Genomic DNA, 25,897 nt, shown 5'->3' with positions numbered 1-25,897 from the left:
GGAGGGAAGAAAAATGGTAAAACCAGTAATTTGTAATTCTGATTCAGCTACACCTAGTTTTCCAGAATTTTGTGATGATGGGCTTTGGGAAGTCCCAGTAAATAGTCTATCAGATATAAAGGAGGCAAACCGAGACCATGCTTACATTTTACCAAATAACAGTGTCTGGGTACTTTCCTATGATGGTACTCGATTTATTCAGTTAAATCTTGCTGGTAGCGGTGGAAGTGGTCAACCCACGCTAGTAAGTAATAGTGATGGATTAATAGAGGTGTCAGGCAGCGGTACCTATGATGTTCATTTGAATCTGGACAAAGCTGCGTTGAAAGAAGAATTAGCAATCGATGATTTGTCAGAAGTAATAAAAAATCACATAAATGATGAGAATGTCCATGTAAGTACAGAAGAAAAGAATGAATGGACTAGCAAGCAGAACCGATTGACTGCGGGTGAAAACATCATGATCGATAATGATCGAATTTCGGCAGACCTTCGTTCGAAGCAGGATGTCCTGGTTTCAGGAGAGACGATCAAAACGATCAATGGAGAGGCACTGTTAGGGTCAGGAAATATCGTTATTTCCGGAGGATCTGCTGATTATTTGGATAAATCGGATGCCGTTTCTTTTAATGAAACAAGTTATTTTTCAATTAAAGAAATGAGCGTTGTAAAACAAGCTAGGACAGTATTTTTTCAAGTAAATTTGGAGAGCATCCAAACGTTTTCATTCTCAAGGAATGCGGTTATGAAAGTGGGGGGAATCTCTGATACTAGTCTGTTTCCAAGTAGTAAAATCGCTGTAAACATGGTTACTGAGAATCCAAGCACAGCGATCTATGCAAATACAGCAATCACAATTGAAACAAATGGCGATATTATGTTAGTCAATACAAGTGATGTGAGTATAGGCACCGCCTATAACTTTAGAGTTGGCAATACTCACTGTATCAGTATGACATATATAACAGCTTAAAAAAGGAAGTTGGTGAACTATGAGGATTTTTGGATTAACCATTGCGGAAATTGCTACGATCATCGGTTTATTTGGAACCTTTAGTGCGTGGCTGATGTGGATCAGTAAAAGAGCGTATCAAGCGATCAAGGATAATATATCCGATCCAATCAAACAAAATTTGGATAGCTTATCAGCAGCTATCACACATCTTTCCAATATCGTTGATTCTGAAACGAATTGGACGCATGAAAGGCATTCAGAGGTTGTAGAAAAATTAGAAACGCACGAAGAGAAGCTAGTTGATCATAATATGAAGCTCGTGAAGCATGAGCAGCAAATCAAAACACTCTTTCGAAAGGAGAAATGAACATGAAACAAGTATCAGCAGAAACAATCGCACGGACGATCGTATTAATGCTTGCTTTGATCAATCAAGTACTGGCCATTCTTGGTAAAGGAACGATCGATATTGCTGAGAATGATCTTTACCAAGTTATTTCATTGCTATTCACCATTGGTTCTACTGCAGTAGCATGGTGGAAAAATAACAGCTTTACTGCAGCTGCAATTGAAGCAGATGAGCGGTTGAAGGAGCTGAAAGAAGATGGCGAATAGCGAACAAATGATCAAATGGATGAGTGACCGCCAAGGTAAGGTCACTTACTCCATGAACAGCCGTTTGGGTCCCAACAGCTATGACTGCTCTAGTGCAGTCTATTTCGCTTTAGTTGCCGGTGGTTTTCTACCGACCGGTATGATGGGTAATACAGATAGTTTATTTGGGCATTTAGAAGCGGCAGGATGGAAGAAAGTAGCTGCAAATTCAAAGGGGTATTACGATGTAAAACGGGGAGATATCTTTATCTGGGGAACTCGTGGTGCCAGTGGTGGAGCAGCAGGACATACGGGAATCTTTATTGATTCTAAAGATCAGATGATCCACTGTAACTATGGCTATAATGGGATTACGGTAAATGACCATGACACACTATGGTCGCATAATGGAAAGCCGACGGTCACCATTTATCGCTTTACTAAAGCTGTTGAAACGACTATTCAAAATGGAGCGACAAATACAAAACCTAACACAGCTGCTTCCAGCGGCAATAAAGTGTACCAAGTGGATGATTTACAGTATGTCAATGGCATTTGGCAAGTTCGCTGTAATTATTTGGTCCCAACGGAATTTAACTGGACTGAGAACGGTATTGCTTGTGCGGACATTACGTTGACTGATAAAAACGGAAATGTACTCGCGGATCAAGTCACTAAAAAGGGGAGTTATTTCATCATTCCTGAAATCAATGTGAACAGTGCTGGATCAAGCCAGAAAGGCAGTGGCAACTATTATTGGTTGCCGATACAGTTTAGAAATGGTGGACGAGTCTGGTTGAGTGCCTGGGATAAAAAGCATTTGCTTCATGGGTAGAAGCAGCTATTACTTTCTTAAAGTATGTCCAATTGTTAGACCATTCTAGCTTTTCGGGCTGGCTTCGCTAATAAGTAGTTTTTTTGTGAATAGCTAGACTTGTAAATAATGGGGCAGCCTGACATTGTATGAATAGCTTTTATTAAATAGCTGGCTAAATAGGATTCGTTTAATGGTTTGACGAGGAGAGAAGCATTAACAAAGTTTAAGTAGAAGAATAAAAGGGAGGTAGAGTGACGTTTCATAGAAGCGTTGTTCTGCCTCTTTTTTTGTTTTCAGAAAGCGGGTACGTGAAGAAAGGTATTACTGTCGCAAGCTTCTTTCCATTGTTGTGTGTTTCCTATTTGCGATCCACAGGAGTTAAAGTTTTTTCGAAATCCTCCAGTCCATACTTTCTTTTCAACGATAAGGAAGATATAATAAAGAGCGTATGATTTAAGGAAAAGGGATGACGGATGGAAAAAACAAAAAAATTAACGATAGATAACCGTATTGACTACGGCGTGATTTTACCGGTATTTCTATTATCATTGATAGGAATACTCTCATTATATGTAGCGTTGGATCATGACCCAAACCGACCTGAGATTGCCTCGATGTTGATCAAGCAAGGATTATGGTATCTAATCGGTGTGGTCAGTATCATTGTTATCATGCATTTCAGTTCAAAGCTGCTTTGGCGTTTGACCCCTATATTTTATGGGATCGGCTTACTGATGATGGGGCTCTTGTTAAAATTTTATGACCCCTTTCTGGAACAGCAAACTGGCTCGAAAAACTGGATCAGCTTTGGTGGCACAACCTTTCAGCCTTCTGAGTTGATGAAAATAGCCTTTATTTTAATGCTGGCGTATGTTGTGACGATGCACAACGTCAAATACCGAGATCGAACATTGAAGACAGACGGTCTATTGATTGGTAAGATGGCACTAGTAGCGATACCGGTTATCGTACTGATTTTGTTGCAAAAAGATTTTGGTACAATGCTTGTTTTTATTGCAATCGTTGCTGGCGTTTTCTTAATGTCAGGAATTTCATGGAAAATTATTTTACCGGTATTTTTAGCAGGATTGATTCTAGGAGCCGGAATGATTTATCTGGTTACAACAGATACCGGCCGAGACCTTTTGAATAAAATCGGGTTTAAAGCGTATCAGTTTGAGCGTATTGATTTGTGGATGAATCCATTTCATAGTGATCAAAATCGTTCATTTCAACCGGCGTTGGCGATCACAGCCATTGGATCAGGTGGATTGTTTGGAAAAGGGTTCAATGTCAGCGATGTCTATGTTCCCGTTCGAGAATCGGATATGATTTTTACTGTTGTTGGTGAAAATTTTGGTTTCATTGGCAGTTGTTTTATCATTTTGTTATACTTTATATTGATCTATCGAATGATTCGTGTCTGCTTTGAAACGAACAATGAGTTTTATGCTTATCTGGCAACAGGGATCATTATGATGATTCTTTTCCACGTATTTGAAAATATTGGTGCGAATATCGGACTACTTCCTTTAACAGGGATTCCACTGCCGTTTATCAGTCAGGGGGGCTCATCTATTCTAGGGAATATGATCGGTGTCGGATTGATTCTTTCAATGAAGTATCAAAAAGAAGCGGGGATCGCTGACTAATTATTTGGAAAGAAGGTAATCATTTATGTACACATTTTTCTGGTATCCGAAATGTTCAACCTGTAAGAAAGCAAAAGCTTGGCTGGATGCAGCAGGAGCAGAGTATGAAATCGTTGATATGATAGAAACGCCTCCAACAAAAGAGCAGTTAACACAATGGATGGATGAAAGTCCATTACCGATTCGTCGCTTTTTCAATACAAGTGGTGGGCACTATAGAGAACAAAATCTGAAAGATATCGTGAATGACTTTTCTGTAGAGGAAGCAAGTGAACGTCTATCTAAAGACGGTATGCTGAACAAACGTCCGATCTTAATCAAGGATGGCCACTTCATTTCAAATGGCTTTAAGGAGTCTGATTATGAAGGAGCATTCAAAAAATGAGTGAGAACAACAGAGTAGTCGTTGATTATTTATGGATAGAAAAAACAGCTGTTGGCTATAAAGTTGGATTGACCAACGAAGCGCAGGAAGAACTGGGAAGCATCAGCTTTTTGACTTTGCCCAAGGTGGGTCAAAAATTAACGAAAGGCGATTCTTTTGTCGAGCTTGAAGCGGAGAAGTCTGTCAGCGAGTTCTCCAGTCCACTGACTGGAACCATTCGTGAAGTCAACACAGCAGCAGATAAAGATCCGAGTTTGTTAGATAATCCAGATGATTCACACGCGTGGTTGGCGATTTTTGAAGACGTTTCTGAGTGATCAGCAGAAAATCGTTGACAGTCAATCGTTCGATTGCTATAATTTCATCAATTGATAAATCAGAAAGCACTGAAAAGAAGAGTACACCATAATGATGTTTGAAGAGAGAGCCTCAGTTAGCTGAAAAGAGGTAACAAAATTGTGATGGAAGATGGTCTTAGAGCAGAATAAGTGAGCAATCAGTGAACTTATTACGGGAGTGCCCGTTATAGCACCGCAGTATACGATAATGACGGGTCAATGATCTGTATCAAGTACTGGTTAAGGCGATCATCGTGAGGTGAGCGTGAATAAAGGTGGTAACACGAGAGAGATACTTTCGTCCTTTTTACTGATATGTATTATAATCAGTAGGAGGATGGAAGTTTTTTTTATTGTCTAGGTTCAATGATTGAAATGAATACAAAGAGAGAAAGTTGAGTGAAAAACATGGCTTTGATCGAGTTACGTCATGTCAAAAAGGAGTTTGCCGGAAAATCTGGAACAGTCGCAGCGGTCAATGATGTTTCCCTGTCGATTGAAAAGGGCGATATTTATGGAATCGTTGGTTATTCCGGAGCTGGGAAAAGTACACTTGTACGTTTATTGAATGGTTTGGAGCTGCCGACAGACGGTCAGGTAGTCATCAAGGATATGGATATCACTGCATTAGGTTCTGGTGAGTTGCGTAATTTCAGAAAGAAAATCGGGATGATCTTTCAGCATTTTAACTTGTTGTGGTCCCGGACGATTTTAGAAAATATCATGTTGCCGTTGGAGCTTGTCGGGATACCTAAAGCGGAACGCTTGAAGAGAGCAGAGGAATTATTGAAACTGGTTGGTCTGGAAGGACGAGGCAAAGCGTACCCAAGTCAGTTATCTGGTGGACAAAAACAGCGTGTCGGGATTGCCAGAGCGTTGGCAAATAACCCGGAGATCCTACTTTGTGATGAGGCGACGAGTGCGCTGGACCCGCAGACAACAGATGAAGTATTGGATTTATTATTGGAAATCAATAAAGAGTTGAATTTGACGATTGTCTTGATTACACATGAGATGCATGTCATCAGAAAAATTTGCAACAAGGTAGCGGTCATGGAACAAGGGAAAATTGTTGAAGAAGGCGATGTACTAACAGTTTTCCGTCATCCAGAGCAGGAAGTGACGAAGCGTTTTGTCCAGCGAGAAATCGATCCGGAAGACGACTTAGAAGATTTGTTATCTGATTTGATTGCAGAAAATCCGAAGGGACTGGTAACAACGTTGCTTTTCAAAGGCGAGAATGCCAACGAACCCGTCATTTCTCAAGCAATTCGTCAATACGCTGTAGACATTAATGTTGTTCACGGCAAGGTCCAACAAGCAAAAGAAGGAGCTTTCGGTTCGTTGACTGTGATGCTTACAGGAGATGAGGCTGAAGTTGAAAAGACATTGGCGTTCTTCCAAGAAAAAGAAGTAGGGGTGGAGGTGATCCATCGTGGATAAGAGCTTTGCAGAAACATATTTTGACTTTAGTAAAGTCAACACGGAGACGTTGCAGCAGGCATTTATAGATACGATTTATATGACCGTGATTTCTATGGTTTGTGTTTTAGTCATCGGCTTGGTGTTGGGGTTATTACTTTATACAACTGGGAAAAACAATAAACCGTATGCCAAATTCCTATACACGGTTGTGTCGATCATCAGTAATATTTTCCGATCAACACCGTTTATGATTTTGATGGTATTATTGATTCCATTTACGAAGGTGCTTGTGGGAACAATGTTGGGCGCTAAAGCGGCGATTCCGGCACTTGTATTTTCAGCAGCACCATTCTATGCACGTTTAGTAGAGATTGCCTTTAGAGAAGTGGATTCAGGTGTTATTGAAGCCGCAGAAGCGATGGGCGCCAGCTATTGGCAAATCGTTCGCAAGGTGATCATCCCTGAAAGTATTCCTGCTTTGATCTCAGGCTTGACCGTAACGACGGTTTCAATGATCGGTTTTACAGCGATGGCTGGAGCGATCGGTGCCGGTGGTCTAGGTGGTCTGGCTTGGCAGGAAGGGTATCAACGGAATAACCTGACCGTTACATTTGTAGCGACAGTTATTATTTTACTTATAGTTTTTATTGTTCAAGGTGTGGGAGACTTTTTAGCAAAACGAACAGACAAACGATAACAATTGGAGGAATCAAGTATGAAGAAAAAATTAGTAGGTTTAGCAGCATTAGCAGCATTGACTCTAGGTTTGGCAGCATGTGGGGGCGGAAACAGCAGTACAGATGATTCTAAATCTTCGGAAGGCGATAAAACTGTTCTGACAGTCGGAGCATCACCAACACCTCATGCAGAAATTTTGGAACAAGTAAAACCGATTTTAGAAAAAGAAGGAATCAATTTAGAAATCAAGAAATTTGATGATTATATTTTGCCAAACAAAGCATTGGCTGACGGGGAAATCGATGCCAACTACTTCCAGCATATTCCATATTTCAATCTGCAGGTAAAAGACAATGGGTATGATTTTGCAAATGCAGGTGGTATTCATATCGAACCAATGGGCTTATATTCTCAGCAAATCGATGATATCAAGGATTTGAAAGATGGCGCAACAGTGATTACGTCAAATTCAGAATCTGACTGGGGACGAATCATCACAATTTTACAGGACGCAGATTTAGTGACAGTCAAAGACGGTGTTGATTTAGAAACAGCGACATTTGAAGACATCGATAAAAATCCAAAAAATCTGAAATTTGTTCATGACATTAATCCAGAGCTTTTAGCAACAACGTATCAAAATGACGAAGCTGAGCTAGTAGCAATCAATGCGAACTTTGCCTATAATGCAGGCTTGAACCCTGTGAAGGACTCTGTATTGCTGGAATCAGATAACTCACCATACGTAAATATTATTGCGGTTCGTTCAGAAGATGAAAAAAGCGAAGCAATTCAAAAGCTAGTGGACGCATTGCATAGTAAAGAAATCCAAGATTGGATTCTTGAAAAATGGGATGGTTCAGTTAAACCGGTAGATAAATAATAAGAAGAAGCACATCACCTTTTTTATTACTAGGATGATGTGCTTCATTTTTTCATGATTAAACGCCTAAAATTGTACAAACAATCTGGCTTAAAACGCCACTGGCAGTATTTTGGAATAGATCCGAAAGAAATTCTGTTTTATTATTCTTAACAGTTACTTCAAATTGTTTCTCATTTCTTTGTTGAGCAGCTGCTAAAGCTTCAACACTTGCAACTTTTACAGGAGAATCAATTTTTATTGTTGCGATTACTGCTTGTAACGCTGCTTCAATCGCTGTCCAGTTATAAGAGCCATCGATTTCTGTTTCTGTTTGAATAGTGTTCTTATTTCCAAAAGAAGAAGAATGGATAGCACTATTTTGAATATCTCCTACAGTAACAGAGGAGTGATCATCTGTTGTATTAAAACTGTCAGAATTATGGGAGTTAATAACAGCGTCCTTTTGAGTACCTGAGTTGATATTCGCATTATCTCCCTGTACGATGTGATGATCTCCATTAATAATTTTTTGTTCAGCAACATTTATGGTAGAAGACATGTGTTTGTTATTAAAAGCGGCTTCTATCATTGCGCGTACCTCATCCAGAAACTCTTCATCCTTAAAATTGATAAAGTAGCTTGTACCTGAGTTAAGATTGAACTGTAAATACATTTTACTATTACTATAGTTTTGATAGATTCGAAATATCCCATAGCCGGAAAGAGCCATACCGATTAATCCAATAATGGGTTGTACAAAAACAATAAGTAATGAGATAACAAAAATGATGAATAAAACATTTGGTATTTTTAATATTCTTTTTCCTGCATACAAATGTGAAACGTTACTGATTTGTAATGTGAAATCATCAAATTTTAATAAATTATCTTTAATAACAAAATTGTCTGTAATAATTTCACCTTCACCGTAGTCGAGAAATTTCGTTAAACCGTTATTCATTTAAAAGCTCCTTAGTATTCTTTTTGTTTGAAAAAGTGTTTTTTACGGATGTAATAATATCGTTTACAGATGTATATTGCAAGTTTATTCGGATAATAAGTTTGATTTAAATTTTATTTAGATATTAAAAATTGTCATTCATATAGGGCCAAAGTAAACTCATTATTTTCCATGAAAAGGGTTGCATTTTGGCTGTAGATGTTTTATACTTCGATTGTATTTATAAATACTTTATTTTTTATTCCTCAATATACAAAAAAATGTATTTTGAATGGATCGTAGAACATAGTAGACGATTCGTAATCTTACCAACCAATATACAAAAAAATGTATTTTGAGAATAGTTAAATCAGGAGGAATGGTTTATGAAGAAAATCGTAGTTGGCGGACAGATCGACAAGGCTGAGGTACAAGCATTAGTTGAGAAGTATGCAGATGGCAATTTCACTTCTGAAGTGAAAAGTGATTTGGACGCTGCAATGGCGATCAAATCTGGTCAGGCAGATTTTTATCTTGGTGCATGCAATACAGGTGGTGGTGGCGCTTTGGCGATGGCATTAGCTTTATTAGGAAGAGAAAATTGTGAAACTGTTTCTATGCCGGGAAAAGTCATGGATGAAGAAGATATTCGCCAAAGTGTTCGTAATGGCAAGAAAGCGTTTGGTTTTACTGCTCAGCATAAAGAAATCGTTGTACCGATTTTGATGGATGAGCTGGGAAAACTGGGAGAATAGCAAGGAGGAAATGAAATGGATGGATCTAAGGTAATGGAATTGGTTGTTATTGCTTTGTTGGGAGGCGTATGTTCGATTCTGGCAAATCGTGGAATCGCAGTGTTTAATGATGGGCTGCGACCGATCGTTCCGGAGTTTCTTGAAGGGAAAATCGGAAAAAAAGAAATTGCAGCAACAAGTTTTGCATTAAGCTTCGGCTTGGTTATCGGTTTTGGTATTCCAGTATCGATTGGGGCGTCAATTATCTTGGTGCATAGTATTTTATTGGCGACAGATATTATCGGTTCATGGTCACCGGAAGGAACAAAAGGGATGATCATTTCCGGAGCGGTCGGAGCCATTTATGGTGTGGGCATCGTTTTAGGATTACAGGCAGTCGTTGATTTGTTTGCGAAACTACCGATCAACTTCCTTGATTCTTTATCAATGGTAGGATCACCAGTCGTTATTGCCTTCTCAATTTTTCCGGCAGTGGCGATCGCCCATCAGCATAATTTCAAAAAAGGAGCAATTGCTTTTCTAGCAACTATGCTGACGTTATTCACAGTGAAAAAGTTTGGAACCTTTAATATCGGTAACGGAACAAGCTTTACACTGAGTGCAGAAGGAATGTCTTTACTTGTTGGGATGATTTTCATGATCGTATTCGCTATTCAGGTGAAAAGTGATGGAAATGATTCCAATCAGAGCTTGATGAGTATTTTCCTTGAGCGGGTGCAGCGTATCAAGAAAAACTGGATTTTGTTATCATTGACTGGTGGTTTGGTCAGTGCGGCAACAAGCTTATTAATGATTGCCGGAGACCCGATCTCTTTGAATCTTTTGAGTGAAGGGAAATTTAGTGAAGCAGCGTTAGCAGCATTCGCGCGTGGGATTGGATTTATCCCATTAGTCTTTTCTACAGCGATCGTTACGGGAGTATATAGTCCTGCAGGGACAACCTTTGTATTTGTTGTCGGTATTTTATTGAGAGGGAATCCGATTGTTGCTTTTGTAGCAGGAGCAGCTGTTATGTTTGTAGAAATCATGCTTCTTAGTGGTATGGCGAAGGGCTTGGATCGTTTCCCAGGCGTACGTGAAATGGGTGAACACATTCGAACATCTATGAATAAGGTATTGGAAGTTGCGTTGTTGATTGGTGGGGCGATGGCCTCTGAATCGATTGCACCTGGTATTGGTTATTTCTGGGTAATTGGTCTTTCGTTACTGAATAAGACGGCGAAGAAACCGATCGTTGATTTGGCAGTAGGACCAGTAGCAGCAATCAGTCTTGGTATTATTGTAAATATTCTTTATTTAGTGGGTCTGTTCACACCGGTAGGCTAAGTAGTGAAAGGGATGAAGTAGATGGCGGTATTAGTAGAAGGAATCACGTATATGCATGAGCACACGACGATCGATCTGTCTCGGATAAAAAATATCGATGATACGAATTTAAATTGTTTTGAAGAGACTGTCAAAGAATACAAAAAATTGTATACTAAAGGTGTAAGAAATATTGTCGATGTAACAGTCATGGATATGAAGCGAAATCCCCTGTATGTACAGAAAGCAGCAGAGGCTTCCGGAATCAATATTGTTCAGGCAACAGGCTTTTATACAGAACGCTTTTTACCTGAAATTGTTGACGATTATTCCACCCAACAGCTGGCAGAGCTGATGGTCAAAGAAATAGAAGAAGGTATTGCGGATACGACGATAAAAGCGCAGATTATCGGTGAGATTGGTTCAAGTAAGGATGGTTGGACAGAGCGAGAGAAAAAGGTCTTTCAGGCAGCGGTCATTGCACAAAAGAAAACAGGCGTGCCAATTACGACACATACAACACTCGGAACCTTTGGTCATGAACAAGTGGCGTTTTTCAAAGAAAACGATGTGGATTTATCAAAAGTCGTTATTGGGCATGTTGATTTGAATGGCAGTGGCGAGTATGTTCTCCATATGCTGGAGCAAGGTGTCTATGTCGAGTTTGATACCGTTGGCAAAGAAAACTATTTGCCGGATATCGAGCGTGTAAAGATGCTTCAACAGATTGAGGCAGCAGGCTATACAGACAAGGTATTTCTTTCAATGGATATTACTAGGAAATCGAATTTGGAATATCAAGAAGGTATCGGGTATTCCTATTTGCTAGATGTATTTGTTCCAATGATGAAGGAAAACGGGATATCTGAAGACTTCATTCAAAAAATGTTGGTCACAAACCCACAGCGATTCTTTTCAGAGCGATAGCTTCAGCTCTGTTTGATGCATGAATAAAAAAGAATCGAATGAAGGAGCGAAAAGTACGATGAATGTATATCCATTAGCAAGCTTGACTGTTGAAGAGGCTGCACAAATGCAGTTTCGTTTAGTGGACGAGGTGACAAAGGTTTTTACCGGAACCGAGATTTTGACTCGTGGTGATTTGGGCGTTATTCAAGGGTTGAACCAACCGATCACGACCAAAAAAGTGGAACAGGTGCTGGCAAACTTTTTTAACTGTGAAGCAGCGATGCTGGTCAGAGGTGCCGGAACAAGTGCCATTCGACAGGCATTACATGCTACAATAGGAACTGGCGGAACTATGCTGGTGCATGAGGCACCAATTTATCCAACCACAAAAACCTCGATCGAAATGATGGGAATTCAGACAAAAGCAGTTGATTTTAATGATCTTGATGCAGCCAAGAAGGCTGTTGCTGCTGGCGGTCTGGACGGTATTTTAATACAAGTAACCAGGCAAAAACTAGATGATTCGTATGATTTGGAAGAGCTGATCACGGCAATACGTGCGGTCGACAAAGAAATTCCAATCATTACAGATGATAATTATTCAACATTGAAGACTCCGGCAATCGGAGCACAAATCGGTGGAACGCTGGCTTGTTTCTCAACATTTAAGCTATTAGGGCCGGAAGGCATCGGCTGTATAGTCGGAGAAAAAGGCTACATTGATCGATTGCGTAAGGAAAATTATTCTGGCGGCAGTCAGGTCCAAGGGCATGAAAGCATTGCCGTTTTACAAGGGATGATTTATGCTCCTGTAGCTCTGGCGTTGTCAGCAAAAGTCAGTGAAGAAGTTTGCCAACGATTGAACAGTGGTGAAATAGCTGGAGTAGATGAAGCCTTTATTGTCAATGCACAATCAAAGGTTGTCATCGTCAAATTGAAGCAGCCGATAGCGAAGGAGGTTCTTGCAGCCGCTGAGAAGCTAGGGGCTGCACCAAATCCTGTTGGTGCAGAATCAAAGTATGAATTTGTTCCAATGTTCTATCGCATTTCCGGAACCTTTCGAGCAGCCGATCCGCAAGCGGAGGAGCAGATGATTCGAATCAATCCGATGCGTGCAGGAGCAGATACGATTCTTCGTATTTTACAACAGGCGATGATAGAGAAATAAAAGAAAAGGGTGAATGGAAAAATGAATGAGATGTTTCTAAAGAAAAAGGGGATCGTGACCAATTACTTGGCTTCTGATTTGATTCAGCTGAAAAAAGGGGATAAACTGCCCATCGTCAGTGAATACCAAAAGAAATTCAATGTTTCAAGAGGAACAGTTCAAAATGCATTGAATTTCTTAAAAGAAAAACAAGCCATTATTTGCGAGAGCCGAGGACATTTAGGAACATTTCTCGTTGATATCAATTATTCCATTCTACAAGAATATGCTGTTTCCGAGTCTGTTCTGGGAACAATGCCTCTGCCTTACTCAAGGCTTTATGAAGGCTTTGCAACAGGATTGTATTCCTCGTTTGAACAGCAAAATATTAAACTAAATATGGCCTATATTCGCGGGTCAAAGGAAAGAATTCGTTCGATCTGTACAGAAACCTATCGTTTTGCAGTTGTTTCACGCTTTGCAGCGAAGGAAGCAATTGCTCAGAAGGAACCAATTCAAATTGTGAGCGATTTTGGGGAACATACCTATCTTTCACAGCATATCCTTTTATTTGCCGATGTTTCAAAAAATCAGATAGAAAATGGGATGAAGGTCGGGATCGACTACAGCTCATATGACCAACAGCTTCTGACACAGACACTGACAGACGGCTTTGAGGTCGAGCTTATTGAAATGCCCGGGCATCAATTGATCCATGGCTTGAATCAGCAAAAAATCGACGCTGGAGTCTGGAACTATGATGAAATCGTGGATAAAAACTATCAGAATATGAATTATAAATTTTTGGAAGCATCACAAATTCAAGAAGATATGAGTGCCGCTGTGATCATTTGTCATAAGGACGATCAGGCGATGCAGGCAATTTTGAAAAACAACTTATTGAAAGAAGAGATCGTGTTGATTCAAAAACAGGTGACTGCAGGAGAAATGGTTCCCCGCTACTAGCAGGAGGTACTATGATTAGACAAAAATTGATTGTATTAGAGGAATCCGGCATCATTGATGCGGAGGTCCATAACTATGTATTAGCAGTGTGTGAGTATCTGAAGGAAAAACAGGTGATTAAAGAGGAGCAAGAGGCGGATGTGTTCCTGACTCATTTGGCGATGGCTGCGGCCCGTCAGAAAAGTGGGGAAAAGGTCAATGCGCTTGAGCCGTTTATCAAAGAACAAATCATTAGCGATCCTCAGTATTTACACTCACAATCATTATGGCAGGAGCTTTCAGAGCTGGCGGCTATTGATTTTGATGACTCAGAGCTGGACTACTTCTACCTGCATATATGCAATATGCTGAATGAAGGGTAGGGGGTTGGATGTTTTTAGATGTAGTACGTAGAAGAAATCCCCAGCTGATTGATGTAGCCAAGCAGCTTCATCAATCTGGGCAAATATTACCGGATACCTACATTTTAGATTTAGACAGTATCATGGCGAATGCTGCGGTTATGAAGCAGCAGGCTGAGAAGTCGGGTATTGATTTATTTTATATGACAAAGCAATTGGGTCGCAATCCACTCGTTGCACAGGCCGTTAGAAAAGCTGGCATCGATAAAGCAGTCGTTGTTGATTTTAAAGAAGCTTTGGTGATGATCGACAATGATTTGCCAATTGGAAATGTTGGGCATCTGGTACAGGTCCCCGTTCATTTGTTGAAGAAAATCATTGCTCATCGGCCAGACTATCTGACTGTGTACTCTTTAGAAATGTTAAAAAAGATCGATTCTATTTGTCAGGAGTTAGGCGTCACTCAACGTATTTTGGTGAAAATCGTAGAGGCTGACGACCAAATCTATGAAGGGCAGTATGGCGGTTTTCATCTGGCTGATCTGCCGGAGCTGATCAAAGCCAGTCGCGAAATGAAGCAGATTGAGCTTGCCGGTCTAACGTCGTTTCCATGTTTCTTGTTTGATGGAACAGAGGAACTGATACCGACTCATAATGTGGAAAGTATCAGGAAGGCCAGAGCGATATTTGCAAAGCATGGCATTGAGCAATTGGAGCTGAATATCCCCTCTGCAACATGTGTCCGTACAATTCCGTTCATCAAGGAACTTGGGGGAACGCAAGGGGAGCCTGGTCACGCATTGACAGGAACAACGCCGTTACATGCCAAGCTGGATTTACCGGAAGTGCCGGCAATGGTTTATGTCAGCGAAATTTCTCATACGTTAGATCAGCATAGCTATTTTTATGGTGGTGGTTATTATCGCCGAGGACATTTAGAAAACATTTTGGTCAGTGGAACAGAGGAACGATTGGATCGAATGATCCCGTTCTCAGCGGAAAACATTGACTACTATTTACAGGCGGAGCAGGAACACGAAGTCGGTGCTACTGTTATCGCAGCGTTTCGAACACAAATCTTTGTTACCAGAAGTGATGTAGCAGTTGTTTCCGGTATTCAAAGTGGTAGTCCCAAGCTTGAAGGAATTTTTGACAGTCAAGGAAATAGAATAAGAAGGTGAGACCCATGGGACGTTTTGTAGTGATCGTATTAGACAGCTATGGTGTAGGCGCTATGGCTGATGTAAAAGAAGTTCGACCAAGGGATCTAGGCAGTAATACAGCACTGCATATCATAGAGAAAAATCCGACGATTCAGCTTCCAACCTTAGAAGCACTGGGCTTGATGAATGCGATCGGTGAAGAATATAAGCAGCATAAATTTTCTGAGACGGCAAATTGGGGAACAGCGAATCTGGCACATCACGGGGCAGATTCATTCCTTGGACATCAGGAAATCATGGGTACAACGCCTAAAATTCCGTTGATTCAGCCGTTCAATGCAAAAATCGATGTCGTGGAGGAAGCACTGGCAGCTCACGGCTACTCTGTTCGTCGCGTTGGGCAAGAAGACGAGCCTAAGATACTCGTTGTTAATGACTGTGTCACAGTGGGGGATAATTTAGAAACAGACTATGGTCAGGTTTATAATGTGACCGGCTGTCTGGATTTGATTTCCTATGAAGCCTTAAAGGAAATCGGGCATTGCGTCCGTGAAGTTGTACAGGTCTCGCGGGTGATCACTTTTGGCGGAGAGCAAGTGGATTTAAATGATTTGTTGGCTGCTCGAAAAGTGAAGAATAACGAAATTGCAGGTGTGGATGCACCAGAATCCGGTGTCTATAATAATGGGTATCAAGTCGTTCATTTAGGCTATGGGATCGATAAGAATGTACAGGTACCGACGATTTTGGACAAGGCGGGAGTGACAGTTTCTTTACTTGGCAAGGTCGCTGATATTGTTCAAACAGCAAGTCGTCATTTATTTCCTGGTGTGGATAGCGATGAGCTATTTGATTCGTTGCTTGGGGAAGTACAGGAAATTCAACATGGCTTTATCTGTTTGAATATTCAGGAGACCGATCTGGCAGGGCACGCGGAAGATGTGATGCGTTACTCAGACCGCTTGGAGCTCAGTGACCGTCGGATCAAAGAACTGCTTCCTAAGCTAGAAGAGGGCGATGTCTTGATCGTCATGGCTGATCATGGGAATGACCCAACGATCGGTCATAGCAATCACACACGAGAGCGTGTGCCGCTGTTGGTATACAGTAAAGGCATCGAGAAAAAACAAATCGGGGAAAGGAAAACACTTGCTGATGTAGGTGCAACCGTTGCAGAGTATTTTGACGTTGCTGCACCACAGCATGGTACATCATTTTTAAATAAGATTTTTGATTGAAACTAAGTCAGGTCTGAAAACGACGATAGTAATTGACGTTTTTAGTACGTGCGAATAGAAAGTGCAAAAATAGGAGGTCGGAGGAGTAGCTATCTTCCGACCTTTTTTGTTTTAGTAGGTATGGAATGTTCACAAAATAGGATGGAGTGTGCCCAGATGAAGAAACCTACTGCAATAGATGGGGCAAAAAAAAGCTTTATTGCGTTAAAAAATCCCTATGATTCTGTAGAAAAAGTGTATCCAATGGTTATTGATCATTTTCAAGAGACCGAAGCTGTTTATTATGCGGGAGTCAAAAATCGTAGTCAGATTTCGCCGGCATTTATCCAATCATTGGAGGATATTGATGTGTACCTCCATACTCTGGATAAGGCTTCGGTAGCTGGACGAGCAGTGGATATTCAATTGAAAAACCCTTATACAGGACGACCGATGACTGGTTCATCTAGTGGGACAGCGATCAATGTCCTTTTAGGCATCAATGATATCGGTATTGGAACAGATGGTGGCGGTTCGGTCTTGGCTCCGGCAATGGCGGTCAACTTGATCGGTTTTATCAGTCCACTGCTGGATCAGGAAAATAGGAAGAAACTTGCAGCTAAAGTATCGACGGATGGTATTGCTTTTCAACCATCTCTGGGATTTATCACAGAAGCGTTTGCTTTGCTGAAGCAGGTCGTGTATTTCTCGTTACCCATTAATGAAGAGATAGATGAAGAAATCCCAGAAGTCATTTACGATCCTGCAGATTTTTCAAAAGAAGAGATGGATACTTGGAAAGGGCAATGCGAGACAGCAGATTTATCTTTTAAATTTGATGGCCGAGATGAGGTGATGCCGAAGCTGAAAAAATTGCTGGCAACCTGCGATGTGCTGATTAGTAAGGAAGGACCGATAGACATTGACGGGTTAGGAGATACAGTCCTAGGGCATTTTGATGAGCGGACACAGGAGCAACAGCGACAAGGGAAAAAAGGGTTTCTGCGTGTAGTCAATATGCTTGATGCAACAGCGATCACCATACCGATGGAAGAATTTGCAGTAGGCTGTCTGCTGATTTGCGAATCGACGCCGGAAAAAATCAGCAAGCTATTTCGGCTTGCTGAACAATGGCCGAAGGTGAACAATCCTTACGCTCGTTACTTTTCAGAGTGTGAAGAATATTACCCGCAAGGATTCGGGGAAGGATAGAGTGAATTGAGGTCGGGACAGAAGTGTTCAGCTATTCGGTTTTAGATGTCTTAAGGAATGTGGGCTTGGGTTATACCCCAAGCTCTTTTTTGTCATTTACGGAGAGGTTCTCACTAAAAATTTCACGTTTTTATTAGAAAAGCGCTATCATCCATAGGAATCAACTAATTGTCATTTTTTGTTTAGTTATTATTTGCTATCAAAACTTCTTCTTAAGTTATAAATATTATAATTAAGCATTCTGAATAGAGCGCAAACATATGAAAAATAGCGAATCATGACGGCAAAGAGATTGCGATTCATTATCAATTAGGATAGAATGAATGAGAACGAAATTTTAATTTAAAAGTTGGAGGGAACAATGCATGTCAGTTTTAGAAATCAAAAATCTGCACGTATCAATTGACGATAAAGAGATCCTGAAGGGCGTAGACCTGACAATGAAAACAGGGGAAATCCACGCGATCATGGGACCGAACGGAACAGGGAAATCAACATTATCCGCAGCAATCATGGGGAACCCGAATTATGAAGTAACTGAAGGCGAAATTCTTTTAGACGGCGAAAATATTCTGGAACTAGAAGTTGATGAGCGCGCACGTTTAGGTCTATTTTTGGCGATGCAATACCCAAGCGAAATTCCGGGAATCACGAATGCAGAGTTCATGCGTGCAGCAATCAATGCAACGCGCGACGAAGACAATAAAATCTCTGTGATGGATTTCTTGAAGAAATTAGATAGCAAGATGGATTTATTGAATATGCCGGAAGAAATGGCGGAACGTTACTTGAACGAAGGCTTTTCCGGTGGGGAAAAGAAACGGAATGAAATCCTGCAGCTGTTGATGCTTGAACCAACTTTTGCTATTTTAGATGAGATCGACTCTGGGCTGGATATCGATGCGTTGAAAGTCGTTGCGAAGGGTGTCAACGAAATGCGCGGTGAAAACTTTGGTTCATTGATCATTACCCATTACCAACGTCTATTGAACTACATCACGCCAGATGTGGTGCATATCATGATGAACGGTAAAGTAGTGAAGACAGGCAATGCTGATTTGGCGAAGCGTCTGGAAGCGGAAGGCTATGCAGGAATCAGTAAAGAATTGGGTATTGAATACAAAGAAGAAGAAGCGTAAGGGGGACAAGGTAAATGAAAGATATGAATACAAACGCTTATCTTGACGAAATCAACGCCTTTTCCGCTCAAATGGAAGAACCTTCATGGATGAATGAATTACGCGTCTCAGCTTTGGAAAAGGCGACAGAGCTTGAACTGCCGATGATCGAGCGTGTGAAATTTCATCGTTGGCCATTATTTAATGTAAATACAGAAGCCTATGTACCTGCTTCTGCAAATGTGCCAAATTTTGGTGAGATGAAAGACAATCCAGTGATCGTTCAGCAAAATACTGCAACGATTTTTGAACAGTTGTCTGTTGATTTGGCAGACAAAGGCGTGATTTTCACGGATATTTTTTCAGCGATGCAGGAATATCCTGAATTAGTGAAAGAATATTACATGACCAAAGCTGTTCAAGTGGATGAAGATAAATTAACTGCGTTCCATGCAGCATTTATGAACAGTGGTGTTTTCTTATATGTACCGAAAAATGTAGTGATCGAAGAGCCGATCGAAGCTCTTTTCTTCCAGGATTCATCTAGTGAGCAGTCATTCTTCAAGCATGTGCTGATCGTGGCTGACGAGCATAGTGAAATCAGTTATCTGGAAAGATATCAGACGTTGGCTGGTGAAAAGCACAAGGCTGCAGCGAATATTATTGTTGAAGTGATCGCAAAAGCTGGTGCGAAAGTAAAATACTCAGCCATTGATCAATTAGGTGAAAACCTTTCTACTTATATGAATCGTCGGGGTCATATCATGCGTGATGCTTCTATCGACTGGGCATTAGGTGTGATGAATGATGGCGATGTCGTGGCTGATTTTGATTCTGATTTAGTGGGCGAAGGTTCACATTCTGAGGTCAAGGTCGTAGCGATCAGTGCTGGAAAACAAACACAGGGAATCGATACTCGTGTTACGAATAAAGCTTCTCATTCGATTGGTCATATTCTGCAGCACGGCGTTATTCGTGACAGAGGAACATTGACCTTCAATGGGATCGGTCATATCCTGAAAGGGGCGAAGGGCGCAGATGCACAGCAGGAAAGCCGTGTCTTGATGCTTTCTGATAAAGCTCGTGGGGATGCCAATCCGATTCTTTTGATCGATGAAAATGAAGTAACGGCAGGACATGCGGCCAGTGTTGGTCGTGTCGATCCGGAGGAAATGTACTACTTGATGAGTCGTGGTCTGCGAAAAGCAGAAGCAGAGCGCTTGGTTATTCGTGGTTTCTTAGGCTCTGTGATCACAGCGATCCCAGTCAAGGAAGTACGGGATGAATTTGTTGAAGTAATCGAAGGGAAGTTGAATGCATGATAGATGTAGAGAAGATTCGTCAAGAGTTTCCGATCTTGTTTCAAGAAGTCAATGACGAGCCACTTGTATATCTGGATAATGCAGCAACGACTCAAAAACCGAAGGCAGTTTTAGACAAGCTGACTTATTATTATGAACACGACAATGCGAATGTCCATCGTGGTGTCCATACCTTAGCAGAACGGGCAACGAAGGAATATGAAGCCGCACGTGAGAAGCTGAGAAAGCTGATCAATGCGGGAGAAACCGCAGAGGTCCTGTTTACCAGAGGAACCACGACAGGGCTGAACTGGATAGCTAAGAGCTATGGCGATTTGGCTGTAAATGCCGGTGATGAAATCGTGATCTCGTACATGGAACATCATTCCAATATCATCCCATGGCAGCAGTTGGCTACTCGCAAGGGAGCAACGTTGAAATACATCGATATCACTCCTGAAGGCTATTTGGATATGGAGAGTGCCAGAAAACAAATCACGGATAAAACAAAGATTGTATCCATTGCCCATGTCTCAAATGTTTTAGGTGTGATCAATCCTATAAAAGAGTTGGCAGCACTGGCTCATGCGCATGGCGCTGTGATGGTCGTTGATGGCGCACAGGCAGTACCGCATATGACAGTTGACGTGCAAGAGCTAGATGCAGATTTCTTTGCTTTCAGCGGACATAAAATGTGCGGACCAACTGGAATTGGTGTATTATATGGAAAACGCGCGCTGTTGGAAAAAATGGAACCAGTTGAATTCGGCGGTGAGATGATCGATTTTGTGAATCTCTATGATAGTACCTGGAAAGAGCTTCCTTGGAAGTTCGAAGCAGGGACACCGAATATCGCCGGAGCGATTGCCTTGGGTGAAGCGGCAGAGTATCTGATGAACATTGGTTTAGAAGAGATTCATCAGCATGAGGCAGAAATTGTTGCTTATGTGCTGCCGAAGCTACAAGCAATTGAGGGACTGACGGTCTACGGACCACAGGACCCGAAAGACCATACAGGTGTGATCGCCTTTAATCTGGACGGACTGCATCCACATGATGTAGCGACTGCTCTGGATATGGAAGGTCTGGCAGTACGTGCCGGCCATCATTGTGCCCAGCCGCTGCTGAAATATTTGGATGTTTCTTCTGCAGCAAGAGCGAGTTTTTATCTTTATAATACAAAAGCAGATGCAGATCGTCTGATCGAGGCGATCATGGCAACGAAGGAGTTTTTCCAAGATGGCGTTATCTAAATTAGAAAATCTATACCGTCAGGTAATATTGGATCATTCCAGCCATCCCCATCATCATGGGACGCTGGGCGATTCCAGCAAAAAAATCGAAATGAACAACCCTACTTGTGGCGACGTAATCGAACTACAGGTCGATATTCAAGACGATATCATCAAGGATATTGCTTTTTCCGGCAGCGGCTGTTCGATCAGTACAGCGAGTGCCAGTATGATGACGGACGCGGTGATCGGCAAATCGGTCGCAGAAGCAGAAGAGCTGGCTGAAGCCTTCTCACAACTGGTGCAAGGCAACGAAGTACCTGATGATGAGAAGCTGGGCGATGCCTCTATGTTGAAAAATGTCAGTAAGTTTCCGGCACGGATCAAATGTGCCACACTGGCTTGGAAGGCATTGGAAAAAGCTGTTGAGAACGATGGTCAAGGAACGGCAGGTCAACTGCACTGCTAGGCAATAGCACGAAGACAAATCAATACATTTTGACGAGGAAACCATTTCCCCGCTTAGCATACTAGAAGAGGGAGCGTGAAACAATGAGCGGCGTACCAGAGTTAGAAGAATATAAATTCGGCTTCCACGATGATGTTCAACCGGTTTTCAGTACGGGTGAAGGGCTGACTGAGGAAGTCGTACGTGAGATATCTCGAGTAAAACAAGAACCGGAATGGATGCTTGAGTTCCGCTTGAAATCATTGGAGCAGTTCAACAAGATGCCGATGCAAAAATGGGGCGCAGATCTGTCCGATATCGATTTCAATGCAATCAAATATTACCAAAAACCAAGTGATCGTCCAGCACGTGACTGGGACGATGTACCGGATAAAATCAAAGAAACCTTCGAGCGTATCGGGATTCCGGAAGCTGAGCGTGCCTATCTGGCGGGTGCTTCTGCCCAGTATGAATCAGAGGTTGTCTACCACAACATGAAGGAAGAATTCCAAAAGCTGGGGATCATTTTTACAGATACGGACTCTGCTTTGAAGGAATACCCTGACTTATTCAAGGAATACTTTGCGAAGCTAGTTCCGCCAACAGATAACAAGCTGGCAGCCCTGAACTCAGCCGTATGGTCAGGTGGAACCTTCATCTACGTACCAAAAGGCGTAAAGGTCGATGTGCCATTACAGACTTACTTCCGAATCAACGCAGAAAACACGGGTCAGTTCGAACGGACATTGATCATTGTTGATGAAGATGCCAGTGTTCACTACGTAGAAGGCTGTACTGCACCAACTTATACAAGTAATAGTCTGCACGCGGCTATCGTGGAAATCTATACACGTAAAAATGCCTACTGCCGTTACACAACGATCCAAAACTGGTCAGACAATGTCTACAACCTAGTAACGAAACGTGCGAAAGCCTATGAAGGTGCGACGGTTGAATGGATCGATGGGAACCTTGGTGCGAAAACAACCATGAAATACCCAAGTGTTCAACTAGACGGACGCGGCGCCCGCGGCACGATGCTTTCTATCGCCTTTGCCGGTGAAAACCAAGTGCAGGACACAGGAGCAAAAATGATCCACAACGCACCGAACACCTCTAGCTCGATCGTTTCCAAATCGATCGCTAAAGATGGCGGCGAGGTGAACTACCGCGGTCAAGTGACCTTCGGTAAGGACAGTGCTGGATCGATCTCACACATCGAGTGTGACACAATCATCATGGATGATAAATCCAAATCCGACACGATTCCATTCAATGAGATCCACAACAGTCAAGTGGCTTTGGAGCATGAGGCGAAGGTCTCAAAAATCTCCGAAGAGCAGCTGTACTATCTGATGAGCCGTGGACTATCAGAAGTTGAAGCGACTGAGATGATCGTCATGGGATTCGTGGAACCATTTACGAAAGAACTACCGATGGAATATGCGGTGGAGTTGAATAGACTTATTTCTTATGAGATGGAAGGCAGTGTAGGTTAATACTTGAATATATGCTCGAAACGTTGATATAATAGCGTTTCGAGTTTTTTGTTTTATCTTATTTTAAAATTTGACCAGCTTTTGACCAGCTTTTTCAAAATTACTCCATCAGATTTGCAAAGGACTGTCCAACATCTTTTGGTGCATTATTTGTAATATGAGCATAAATGTCCATTGTGACTTTACTGTTTTCATGTCCGGCTCTTTGCTGAACTACTTTGATAGGTCTGCCATCTTCCAATAGCAAGCTAATGTGAGTATGCCTGAATCCATGCGGTGTGATAACAGGTAAATCATATTTTTTTAGGATATATCTTAGCCAATCATTCACTGTGTTCGGCATATAAAGTGTATTCTTTTTGCTTGTAAATACATGCTGTTCTTCGGAACTTGTATTGTATCCCAATTTGAAATAATCTTCTTTTTGTTGTACCCGCCAGTTATTGAGTATAGCAATAGTCCGATCGTCTAAAGAGATGGTACGTCTAGAAGCTTTTGTTTTTGGTGTTTGAATTATGACTTTATTATGCTCGTTTACAGCGAGAGTTTTATCAACATGCAATTCTTTATTAAACATATCTATGTCCTTCCATTGTAGAGCAAGGACTTCACTTTTTCGCATACCGGTGTAGGCTAAGAGTCTAAAGAAAGTATATTGCTTCATATTTCCAAAATCTTTAAAGGCATCTAGTAAAGCCTTTAATTCTTCTTTAGAATAATATTTACGCTTTTCCTCCTGTTCTTTTTTACGTGGGAGGAGGGTTTTTCTCATAGGGTTATTTTCAATATACTCCATCGAAACACCATAGCCCAAAATTTGTGCCGTCTGTTTTCTCATATAGTCGTAGCTTTCATAATCATTGTGCCATTGATTAACAACTTTTTGGCAGTAAGAAACAGAAATATCAGCTAATTTGAGTTTACCGAATTCAGGTAATATTTGATTCTTTGCGTAGCGGACAGATATAGCAACTGTAGAAGGCTTTACACTTCCACGCTGGTGTTCAATCCATTCCTCGTACAGATCACTAAAAGTCATATCTTCTTCTTTCTTTTTTCGACCATATTTAATAGTATAGATATGCTCGTCTAGTGCTTTTTGAGCTTCTGGCTTGGTGCTAAAACCACGTCTAGTTGTACTAATTTTTTCACCGGTTCTTGGGTCAGTTGCAATATGACCTTTATACATCCATGCTATTTGACCATTTTTCTTCTTGTATTTTGATATCTTTGCCATTACCATCGTCTCCTTATTTTTCAGTTATAAAGGAGAACCTACCGTTTTTAGCATCACCTCCTTTAAGTTTATTTTTTCCAGTACTTACTATATTCTTTATTAATACTGTCTAGTTTTTCTTCTAATTGATTCATAGCTATCCTCAATTCAGCATAGCCGGTTGTATTTTCTTCTCTGTCTTCGTAAAACCAGTCTAGGCTTCTTTTTATAGAATTAGTCAAAGTAATAATGTCGTCGGCAGCATCGTTTTCAATGTAGCTTAAAAAATTTTTTGCTATTTCAATCAAATCATAATGAGTTAGACCTTCTTCTATTGATAAAACAGTGGTATTTTTTGCAACTTCATATTTGGTTTTATCATCCATACTAGGAAAAATGTCTTTCCAATAATTTCTAAATTCCTGAAAATCAGATTCCTCAAGGTAGTCGAATAACGATATGTCATCCTGTCCTCGATAAGTAATAATGCTATCTCGATATACTATTAATCCCATTATGTAATCTTCAAGAGTGCCGAATTTTAATTCATTTACAGTCGTATTACCAAGTTCCGCAATTCGTTCAAAGCGCTCTTTACTAGGATAAAATAGCCCGTGTTCCCATCCGTATATAATTTTTTTGCCAAGTGGTTCAGCATTTTGATTTACAATTTTTCCGAACTCGGGTTGAGTAAGCTTGAGTCTTTTTCGTATTTTCTTTATTTCGATACCAGTACGCTTTTTCCTATCATTGGTTGTTAATGCTATTCTATTTTTCATAATTAACTACCTCCTATTGATAATCATACAATAAAAAGGGGTTATTTTCAACAGTTTTACAAAAGTGTTGAAAACATCTCTTTTTTGGTGTATAGTTAGTTTGTGATAAAAACAGAAGGATTAATATATAATCTTTTCAACAATCTATCACCTAATAACGAACCTAACAGCGTGATTTTAGTAGCTTATCCTACTCGGTTCGTGGAAATCGGATATTTTTGTTTTGAAATGAATGGAGAGATAATTTTCTCACCTCTTATTTTTGATGCAAAAACTTCCAACCACGAAAGGAGGAAGGGGTATGACGGCAATAAGTATTGATCAAATTGTTTCCGCACAAGTTGAAGGACAAGTGAGAGAAATAATCAGTACTGAGTTAAAATCTGCTTTTGAAGGGGGCGTTTTTTGTGTTTATCCGGAGTATATGAGTTATCAGCAAGCTAGTGATTATCTTGGAATCTCAAAAGGAACACTTAAAAAGTATATTTCTCAGTACGGACTACCCGTCATGAAAATTGAGAGTGTCACTAGACTGAAAAAGTCTGATATTGATAAATTCATGGAAGCGAATCGAGTGTAGAGATATTAAAGAGTAACATAATATCTCTAATGCACTCAATCACAAAATACGAAGGAGAAT

At 40.9% G+C, this 25,897-nt stretch carries 28 protein-coding genes and 1 other annotated feature; of the genes, 25 read left to right on the top strand and 3 right to left on the bottom strand.

The features are described 5' to 3' along the window. The first annotated feature begins 13 nt into the window (after positions 1 to 13). From A5888_RS06370 to A5888_RS06325, 10 genes are all read left to right on the top strand, one after another. Positions 14 to 973, top strand: a complete 960-nt coding sequence (locus tag A5888_RS06370) for a hypothetical protein (RefSeq protein WP_086350252.1) — start codon at positions 14 to 16, stop codon at positions 971 to 973. A gap of 19 nt (positions 974 to 992) precedes the next feature. Beyond that, positions 993 to 1,322, top strand: a complete 330-nt coding sequence (locus A5888_RS06365; RefSeq protein ID WP_086350251.1) for a hypothetical protein — start codon at positions 993 to 995, stop codon at positions 1,320 to 1,322. A gap of 2 nt (positions 1,323 to 1,324) precedes the next feature. Then, positions 1,325 to 1,570, top strand: coding sequence for a phage holin (locus A5888_RS06360; RefSeq protein ID WP_086350250.1), 246 nt, complete (start codon positions 1,325 to 1,327; stop codon positions 1,568 to 1,570). Further along, on the top strand, positions 1,560 to 2,384 hold the full coding sequence (locus A5888_RS06355) for a peptidoglycan amidohydrolase family protein (protein WP_086350249.1): 825 nt from the start codon (positions 1,560 to 1,562) through the stop codon (positions 2,382 to 2,384). The genes A5888_RS06360 and A5888_RS06355 overlap by 11 nt, the downstream gene beginning before the upstream one ends. A gap of 455 nt (positions 2,385 to 2,839) precedes the next feature. Then, entirely contained in the window at positions 2,840 to 4,018 is a 1,179-nt protein-coding gene (locus tag A5888_RS06350; protein WP_086350248.1) for an FtsW/RodA/SpoVE family cell cycle protein, read from the top strand. Between the two features lie 25 nt (positions 4,019 to 4,043). Further along, the gene (locus A5888_RS06345) at positions 4,044 to 4,403 is read left to right on the top strand and encodes an arsenate reductase family protein (protein WP_170924852.1); all 360 of its coding nucleotides are present in this window, start codon (positions 4,044 to 4,046) and stop codon (positions 4,401 to 4,403) included. Then, positions 4,400 to 4,720 (top strand): glycine cleavage system protein H, encoded by a 321-nt coding sequence (locus tag A5888_RS06340; protein WP_170924851.1) that lies wholly within the window; start codon positions 4,400 to 4,402, stop codon positions 4,718 to 4,720. Before A5888_RS06345 ends, A5888_RS06340 begins: the two co-directional genes overlap by 4 nt. Positions 4,721 to 4,780: 60 nt before the next feature. Further along, positions 4,781 to 5,050: a binding site (T-box leader), on the top strand. 99 nt (positions 5,051 to 5,149) lie between these two features. Beyond that, the gene (locus A5888_RS06335) at positions 5,150 to 6,184 is read left to right on the top strand and encodes a methionine ABC transporter ATP-binding protein (protein ID WP_086350529.1); all 1,035 of its coding nucleotides are present in this window, start codon (positions 5,150 to 5,152) and stop codon (positions 6,182 to 6,184) included. Then, complete coding sequence (locus A5888_RS06330) at positions 6,177 to 6,863, top strand: methionine ABC transporter permease (protein WP_086350247.1); 687 nt, start codon at positions 6,177 to 6,179, stop codon at positions 6,861 to 6,863. Before A5888_RS06335 ends, A5888_RS06330 begins: the two co-directional genes overlap by 8 nt. 18 nt (positions 6,864 to 6,881) lie before the next feature. Then, positions 6,882 to 7,727: a MetQ/NlpA family ABC transporter substrate-binding protein gene (locus A5888_RS06325; protein WP_086350246.1), complete on the top strand. Its 846-nt coding sequence runs from the start codon at positions 6,882 to 6,884 to the stop codon at positions 7,725 to 7,727. 58 nt (positions 7,728 to 7,785) lie between these two features. Here A5888_RS06325 and A5888_RS06320 read toward each other — a convergent pair whose 3' ends face one another. Further along, positions 7,786 to 8,670, bottom strand: a complete 885-nt coding sequence (locus tag A5888_RS06320) for a hypothetical protein (RefSeq protein ID WP_086350245.1) — start codon at positions 8,668 to 8,670, stop codon at positions 7,786 to 7,788. A 365-nt stretch (positions 8,671 to 9,035) separates the two neighbouring features. Here A5888_RS06320 and A5888_RS06315 point away from each other — a divergent pair, with 365 nt between their 5' ends. The 14 genes from A5888_RS06315 (at position 9,036) to sufB (ending at position 23,262) form a co-directional block, all read left to right on the top strand. After that, a complete protein-coding gene (locus A5888_RS06315) occupies positions 9,036 to 9,404 on the top strand; it encodes a DUF2620 domain-containing protein (RefSeq protein ID WP_086350244.1) in 369 nt (122 codons plus the stop codon). A 15-nt stretch (positions 9,405 to 9,419) separates the two neighbouring features. Beyond that, a complete protein-coding gene (locus A5888_RS06310; RefSeq protein ID WP_086350243.1) occupies positions 9,420 to 10,730 on the top strand; it encodes a YhfT family protein in 1,311 nt (436 codons plus the stop codon). Positions 10,731 to 10,751: 21 nt separating this feature from the next. Beyond that, positions 10,752 to 11,636, top strand: a complete 885-nt coding sequence (locus tag A5888_RS06305; RefSeq protein ID WP_086350242.1) for a phosphotriesterase family protein — start codon at positions 10,752 to 10,754, stop codon at positions 11,634 to 11,636. Positions 11,637 to 11,694: 58 nt separating this feature from the next. Beyond that, the gene (locus A5888_RS06300; protein WP_086350241.1) at positions 11,695 to 12,786 is read left to right on the top strand and encodes a PLP-dependent transferase; all 1,092 of its coding nucleotides are present in this window, start codon (positions 11,695 to 11,697) and stop codon (positions 12,784 to 12,786) included. A 21-nt stretch (positions 12,787 to 12,807) separates the two neighbouring features. After that, complete coding sequence (yhfZ, locus tag A5888_RS06295) at positions 12,808 to 13,731, top strand: GntR family transcriptional regulator YhfZ (protein WP_086350240.1); 924 nt, start codon at positions 12,808 to 12,810, stop codon at positions 13,729 to 13,731. A gap of 11 nt (positions 13,732 to 13,742) precedes the next feature. Beyond that, entirely contained in the window at positions 13,743 to 14,093 is a 351-nt protein-coding gene (locus A5888_RS06290; protein WP_086350239.1) for a PRD domain-containing protein, read from the top strand. An 8-nt stretch (positions 14,094 to 14,101) separates the two neighbouring features. Then, positions 14,102 to 15,253, top strand: a complete 1,152-nt coding sequence (locus tag A5888_RS06285; protein ID WP_086350238.1) for a YhfX family PLP-dependent enzyme — start codon at positions 14,102 to 14,104, stop codon at positions 15,251 to 15,253. A gap of 5 nt (positions 15,254 to 15,258) precedes the next feature. After that, positions 15,259 to 16,473 carry a phosphopentomutase gene (locus A5888_RS06280; protein WP_086350236.1) on the top strand — a complete coding sequence of 405 codons (1,215 nt, stop codon included), beginning with the start codon at positions 15,259 to 15,261 and terminating at the stop codon, positions 16,471 to 16,473. Positions 16,474 to 16,629: 156 nt separating this feature from the next. After that, the gene (locus A5888_RS06275; RefSeq protein ID WP_086350234.1) at positions 16,630 to 17,664 is read left to right on the top strand and encodes an amidase family protein; all 1,035 of its coding nucleotides are present in this window, start codon (positions 16,630 to 16,632) and stop codon (positions 17,662 to 17,664) included. A gap of 365 nt (positions 17,665 to 18,029) precedes the next feature. After that, on the top strand, positions 18,030 to 18,803 hold the full coding sequence (sufC, locus tag A5888_RS06270; protein WP_086350233.1) for a Fe-S cluster assembly ATPase SufC: 774 nt from the start codon (positions 18,030 to 18,032) through the stop codon (positions 18,801 to 18,803). A gap of 14 nt (positions 18,804 to 18,817) precedes the next feature. After that, positions 18,818 to 20,104, top strand: coding sequence for a Fe-S cluster assembly protein SufD (gene sufD / locus A5888_RS06265; RefSeq protein ID WP_086350231.1), 1,287 nt, complete (start codon positions 18,818 to 18,820; stop codon positions 20,102 to 20,104). Beyond that, complete coding sequence (locus tag A5888_RS06260) at positions 20,101 to 21,336, top strand: cysteine desulfurase (protein WP_086350229.1); 1,236 nt, start codon at positions 20,101 to 20,103, stop codon at positions 21,334 to 21,336. The genes sufD and A5888_RS06260 overlap by 4 nt, the downstream gene beginning before the upstream one ends. Then, positions 21,323 to 21,784 (top strand): Fe-S cluster assembly sulfur transfer protein SufU, encoded by a 462-nt coding sequence (sufU, locus tag A5888_RS06255; protein ID WP_086350228.1) that lies wholly within the window; start codon positions 21,323 to 21,325, stop codon positions 21,782 to 21,784. Before A5888_RS06260 ends, sufU begins: the two co-directional genes overlap by 14 nt. Positions 21,785 to 21,867: 83 nt before the next feature. Continuing rightward, the gene (sufB, locus tag A5888_RS06250; RefSeq protein ID WP_086350226.1) at positions 21,868 to 23,262 is read left to right on the top strand and encodes a Fe-S cluster assembly protein SufB; all 1,395 of its coding nucleotides are present in this window, start codon (positions 21,868 to 21,870) and stop codon (positions 23,260 to 23,262) included. A 100-nt stretch (positions 23,263 to 23,362) separates the two neighbouring features. On the opposite strand, the gene A5888_RS06245 is transcribed toward sufB, so the two are convergent. Together A5888_RS06245 and A5888_RS06240 are read right to left on the bottom strand one after the other, a co-directional pair. Beyond that, the gene (locus A5888_RS06245; protein ID WP_339101997.1) at positions 23,363 to 24,499 is read right to left on the bottom strand and encodes a tyrosine-type recombinase/integrase; all 1,137 of its coding nucleotides are present in this window, start codon (positions 24,497 to 24,499) and stop codon (positions 23,363 to 23,365) included. Between the two features lie 68 nt (positions 24,500 to 24,567). Beyond that, positions 24,568 to 25,257 (bottom strand): helix-turn-helix transcriptional regulator, encoded by a 690-nt coding sequence (locus A5888_RS06240; protein WP_339101996.1) that lies wholly within the window; start codon positions 25,255 to 25,257, stop codon positions 24,568 to 24,570. A 301-nt stretch (positions 25,258 to 25,558) separates the two neighbouring features. On the opposite strand from A5888_RS06240, the gene A5888_RS06235 reads away from it, so the two are divergent. After that, positions 25,559 to 25,837 carry a helix-turn-helix domain-containing protein gene (locus A5888_RS06235; protein ID WP_339101995.1) on the top strand — a complete coding sequence of 93 codons (279 nt, stop codon included), beginning with the start codon at positions 25,559 to 25,561 and terminating at the stop codon, positions 25,835 to 25,837. The last annotated feature ends 60 nt before the right edge of the window (positions 25,838 to 25,897 follow it).

This window comes from Enterococcus sp. 9E7_DIV0242, assembly GCF_002140975.2.
Taxonomy (GTDB): domain Bacteria; phylum Bacillota; class Bacilli; order Lactobacillales; family Enterococcaceae; genus Enterococcus_L; species Enterococcus_L clewellii.
The sequence above is the reverse complement of the archived record's forward strand: the minus strand, read 5'-3'. Positions and strand labels throughout refer to the sequence as shown.

Bases quoted from the DNA above. Each gene is read 5' to 3' on its own strand.
- A5888_RS06325 (WP_086350246.1), top strand. From the start codon at position 6,882: ATGAAGAAAAAATTAGTAGGTTTAGCAGCATTAGCAGCATTGACTCTA.
- A5888_RS06240 (WP_339101996.1), bottom strand. From the start codon at position 25,257: ATGAAAAATAGAATAGCATTAACAACCAATGATAGGAAAAAGCGTACT.
- A5888_RS06340 (WP_170924851.1), top strand. From the start codon at position 4,400: ATGAGTGAGAACAACAGAGTAGTCGTTGATTATTTATGGATAGAAAAA.
- A5888_RS06260 (WP_086350229.1), top strand. From the start codon at position 20,101: ATGATAGATGTAGAGAAGATTCGTCAAGAGTTTCCGATCTTGTTTCAA.
- A5888_RS06235 (WP_339101995.1), top strand. From the start codon at position 25,559: ATGACGGCAATAAGTATTGATCAAATTGTTTCCGCACAAGTTGAAGGA.
- A5888_RS06285 (WP_086350238.1), top strand. From the start codon at position 14,102: ATGTTTTTAGATGTAGTACGTAGAAGAAATCCCCAGCTGATTGATGTA.
- A5888_RS06345 (WP_170924852.1), top strand. From the start codon at position 4,044: ATGTACACATTTTTCTGGTATCCGAAATGTTCAACCTGTAAGAAAGCA.
- sufC (WP_086350233.1), top strand. From the start codon at position 18,030: ATGTCAGTTTTAGAAATCAAAAATCTGCACGTATCAATTGACGATAAA.
- A5888_RS06290 (WP_086350239.1), top strand. From the start codon at position 13,743: ATGATTAGACAAAAATTGATTGTATTAGAGGAATCCGGCATCATTGAT.
- A5888_RS06350 (WP_086350248.1), top strand. From the start codon at position 2,840: ATGGAAAAAACAAAAAAATTAACGATAGATAACCGTATTGACTACGGC.
- A5888_RS06360 (WP_086350250.1), top strand. From the start codon at position 1,325: ATGAAACAAGTATCAGCAGAAACAATCGCACGGACGATCGTATTAATG.
- A5888_RS06365 (WP_086350251.1), top strand. From the start codon at position 993: ATGAGGATTTTTGGATTAACCATTGCGGAAATTGCTACGATCATCGGT.
- A5888_RS06335 (WP_086350529.1), top strand. From the start codon at position 5,150: ATGGCTTTGATCGAGTTACGTCATGTCAAAAAGGAGTTTGCCGGAAAA.
- A5888_RS06315 (WP_086350244.1), top strand. From the start codon at position 9,036: ATGAAGAAAATCGTAGTTGGCGGACAGATCGACAAGGCTGAGGTACAA.
- sufD (WP_086350231.1), top strand. From the start codon at position 18,818: ATGAAAGATATGAATACAAACGCTTATCTTGACGAAATCAACGCCTTT.
- A5888_RS06280 (WP_086350236.1), top strand. From the start codon at position 15,259: ATGGGACGTTTTGTAGTGATCGTATTAGACAGCTATGGTGTAGGCGCT.
- A5888_RS06275 (WP_086350234.1), top strand. From the start codon at position 16,630: ATGAAGAAACCTACTGCAATAGATGGGGCAAAAAAAAGCTTTATTGCG.
- yhfZ (WP_086350240.1), top strand. From the start codon at position 12,808: ATGAATGAGATGTTTCTAAAGAAAAAGGGGATCGTGACCAATTACTTG.
- A5888_RS06305 (WP_086350242.1), top strand. From the start codon at position 10,752: ATGGCGGTATTAGTAGAAGGAATCACGTATATGCATGAGCACACGACG.
- A5888_RS06245 (WP_339101997.1), bottom strand. From the start codon at position 24,499: ATGGCAAAGATATCAAAATACAAGAAGAAAAATGGTCAAATAGCATGG.
- sufB (WP_086350226.1), top strand. From the start codon at position 21,868: ATGAGCGGCGTACCAGAGTTAGAAGAATATAAATTCGGCTTCCACGAT.
- A5888_RS06370 (WP_086350252.1), top strand. From the start codon at position 14: ATGGTAAAACCAGTAATTTGTAATTCTGATTCAGCTACACCTAGTTTT.
- A5888_RS06310 (WP_086350243.1), top strand. From the start codon at position 9,420: ATGGATGGATCTAAGGTAATGGAATTGGTTGTTATTGCTTTGTTGGGA.
- A5888_RS06355 (WP_086350249.1), top strand. From the start codon at position 1,560: ATGGCGAATAGCGAACAAATGATCAAATGGATGAGTGACCGCCAAGGT.
- sufU (WP_086350228.1), top strand. From the start codon at position 21,323: ATGGCGTTATCTAAATTAGAAAATCTATACCGTCAGGTAATATTGGAT.
- A5888_RS06300 (WP_086350241.1), top strand. From the start codon at position 11,695: ATGAATGTATATCCATTAGCAAGCTTGACTGTTGAAGAGGCTGCACAA.
- A5888_RS06320 (WP_086350245.1), bottom strand. From the start codon at position 8,670: ATGAATAACGGTTTAACGAAATTTCTCGACTACGGTGAAGGTGAAATT.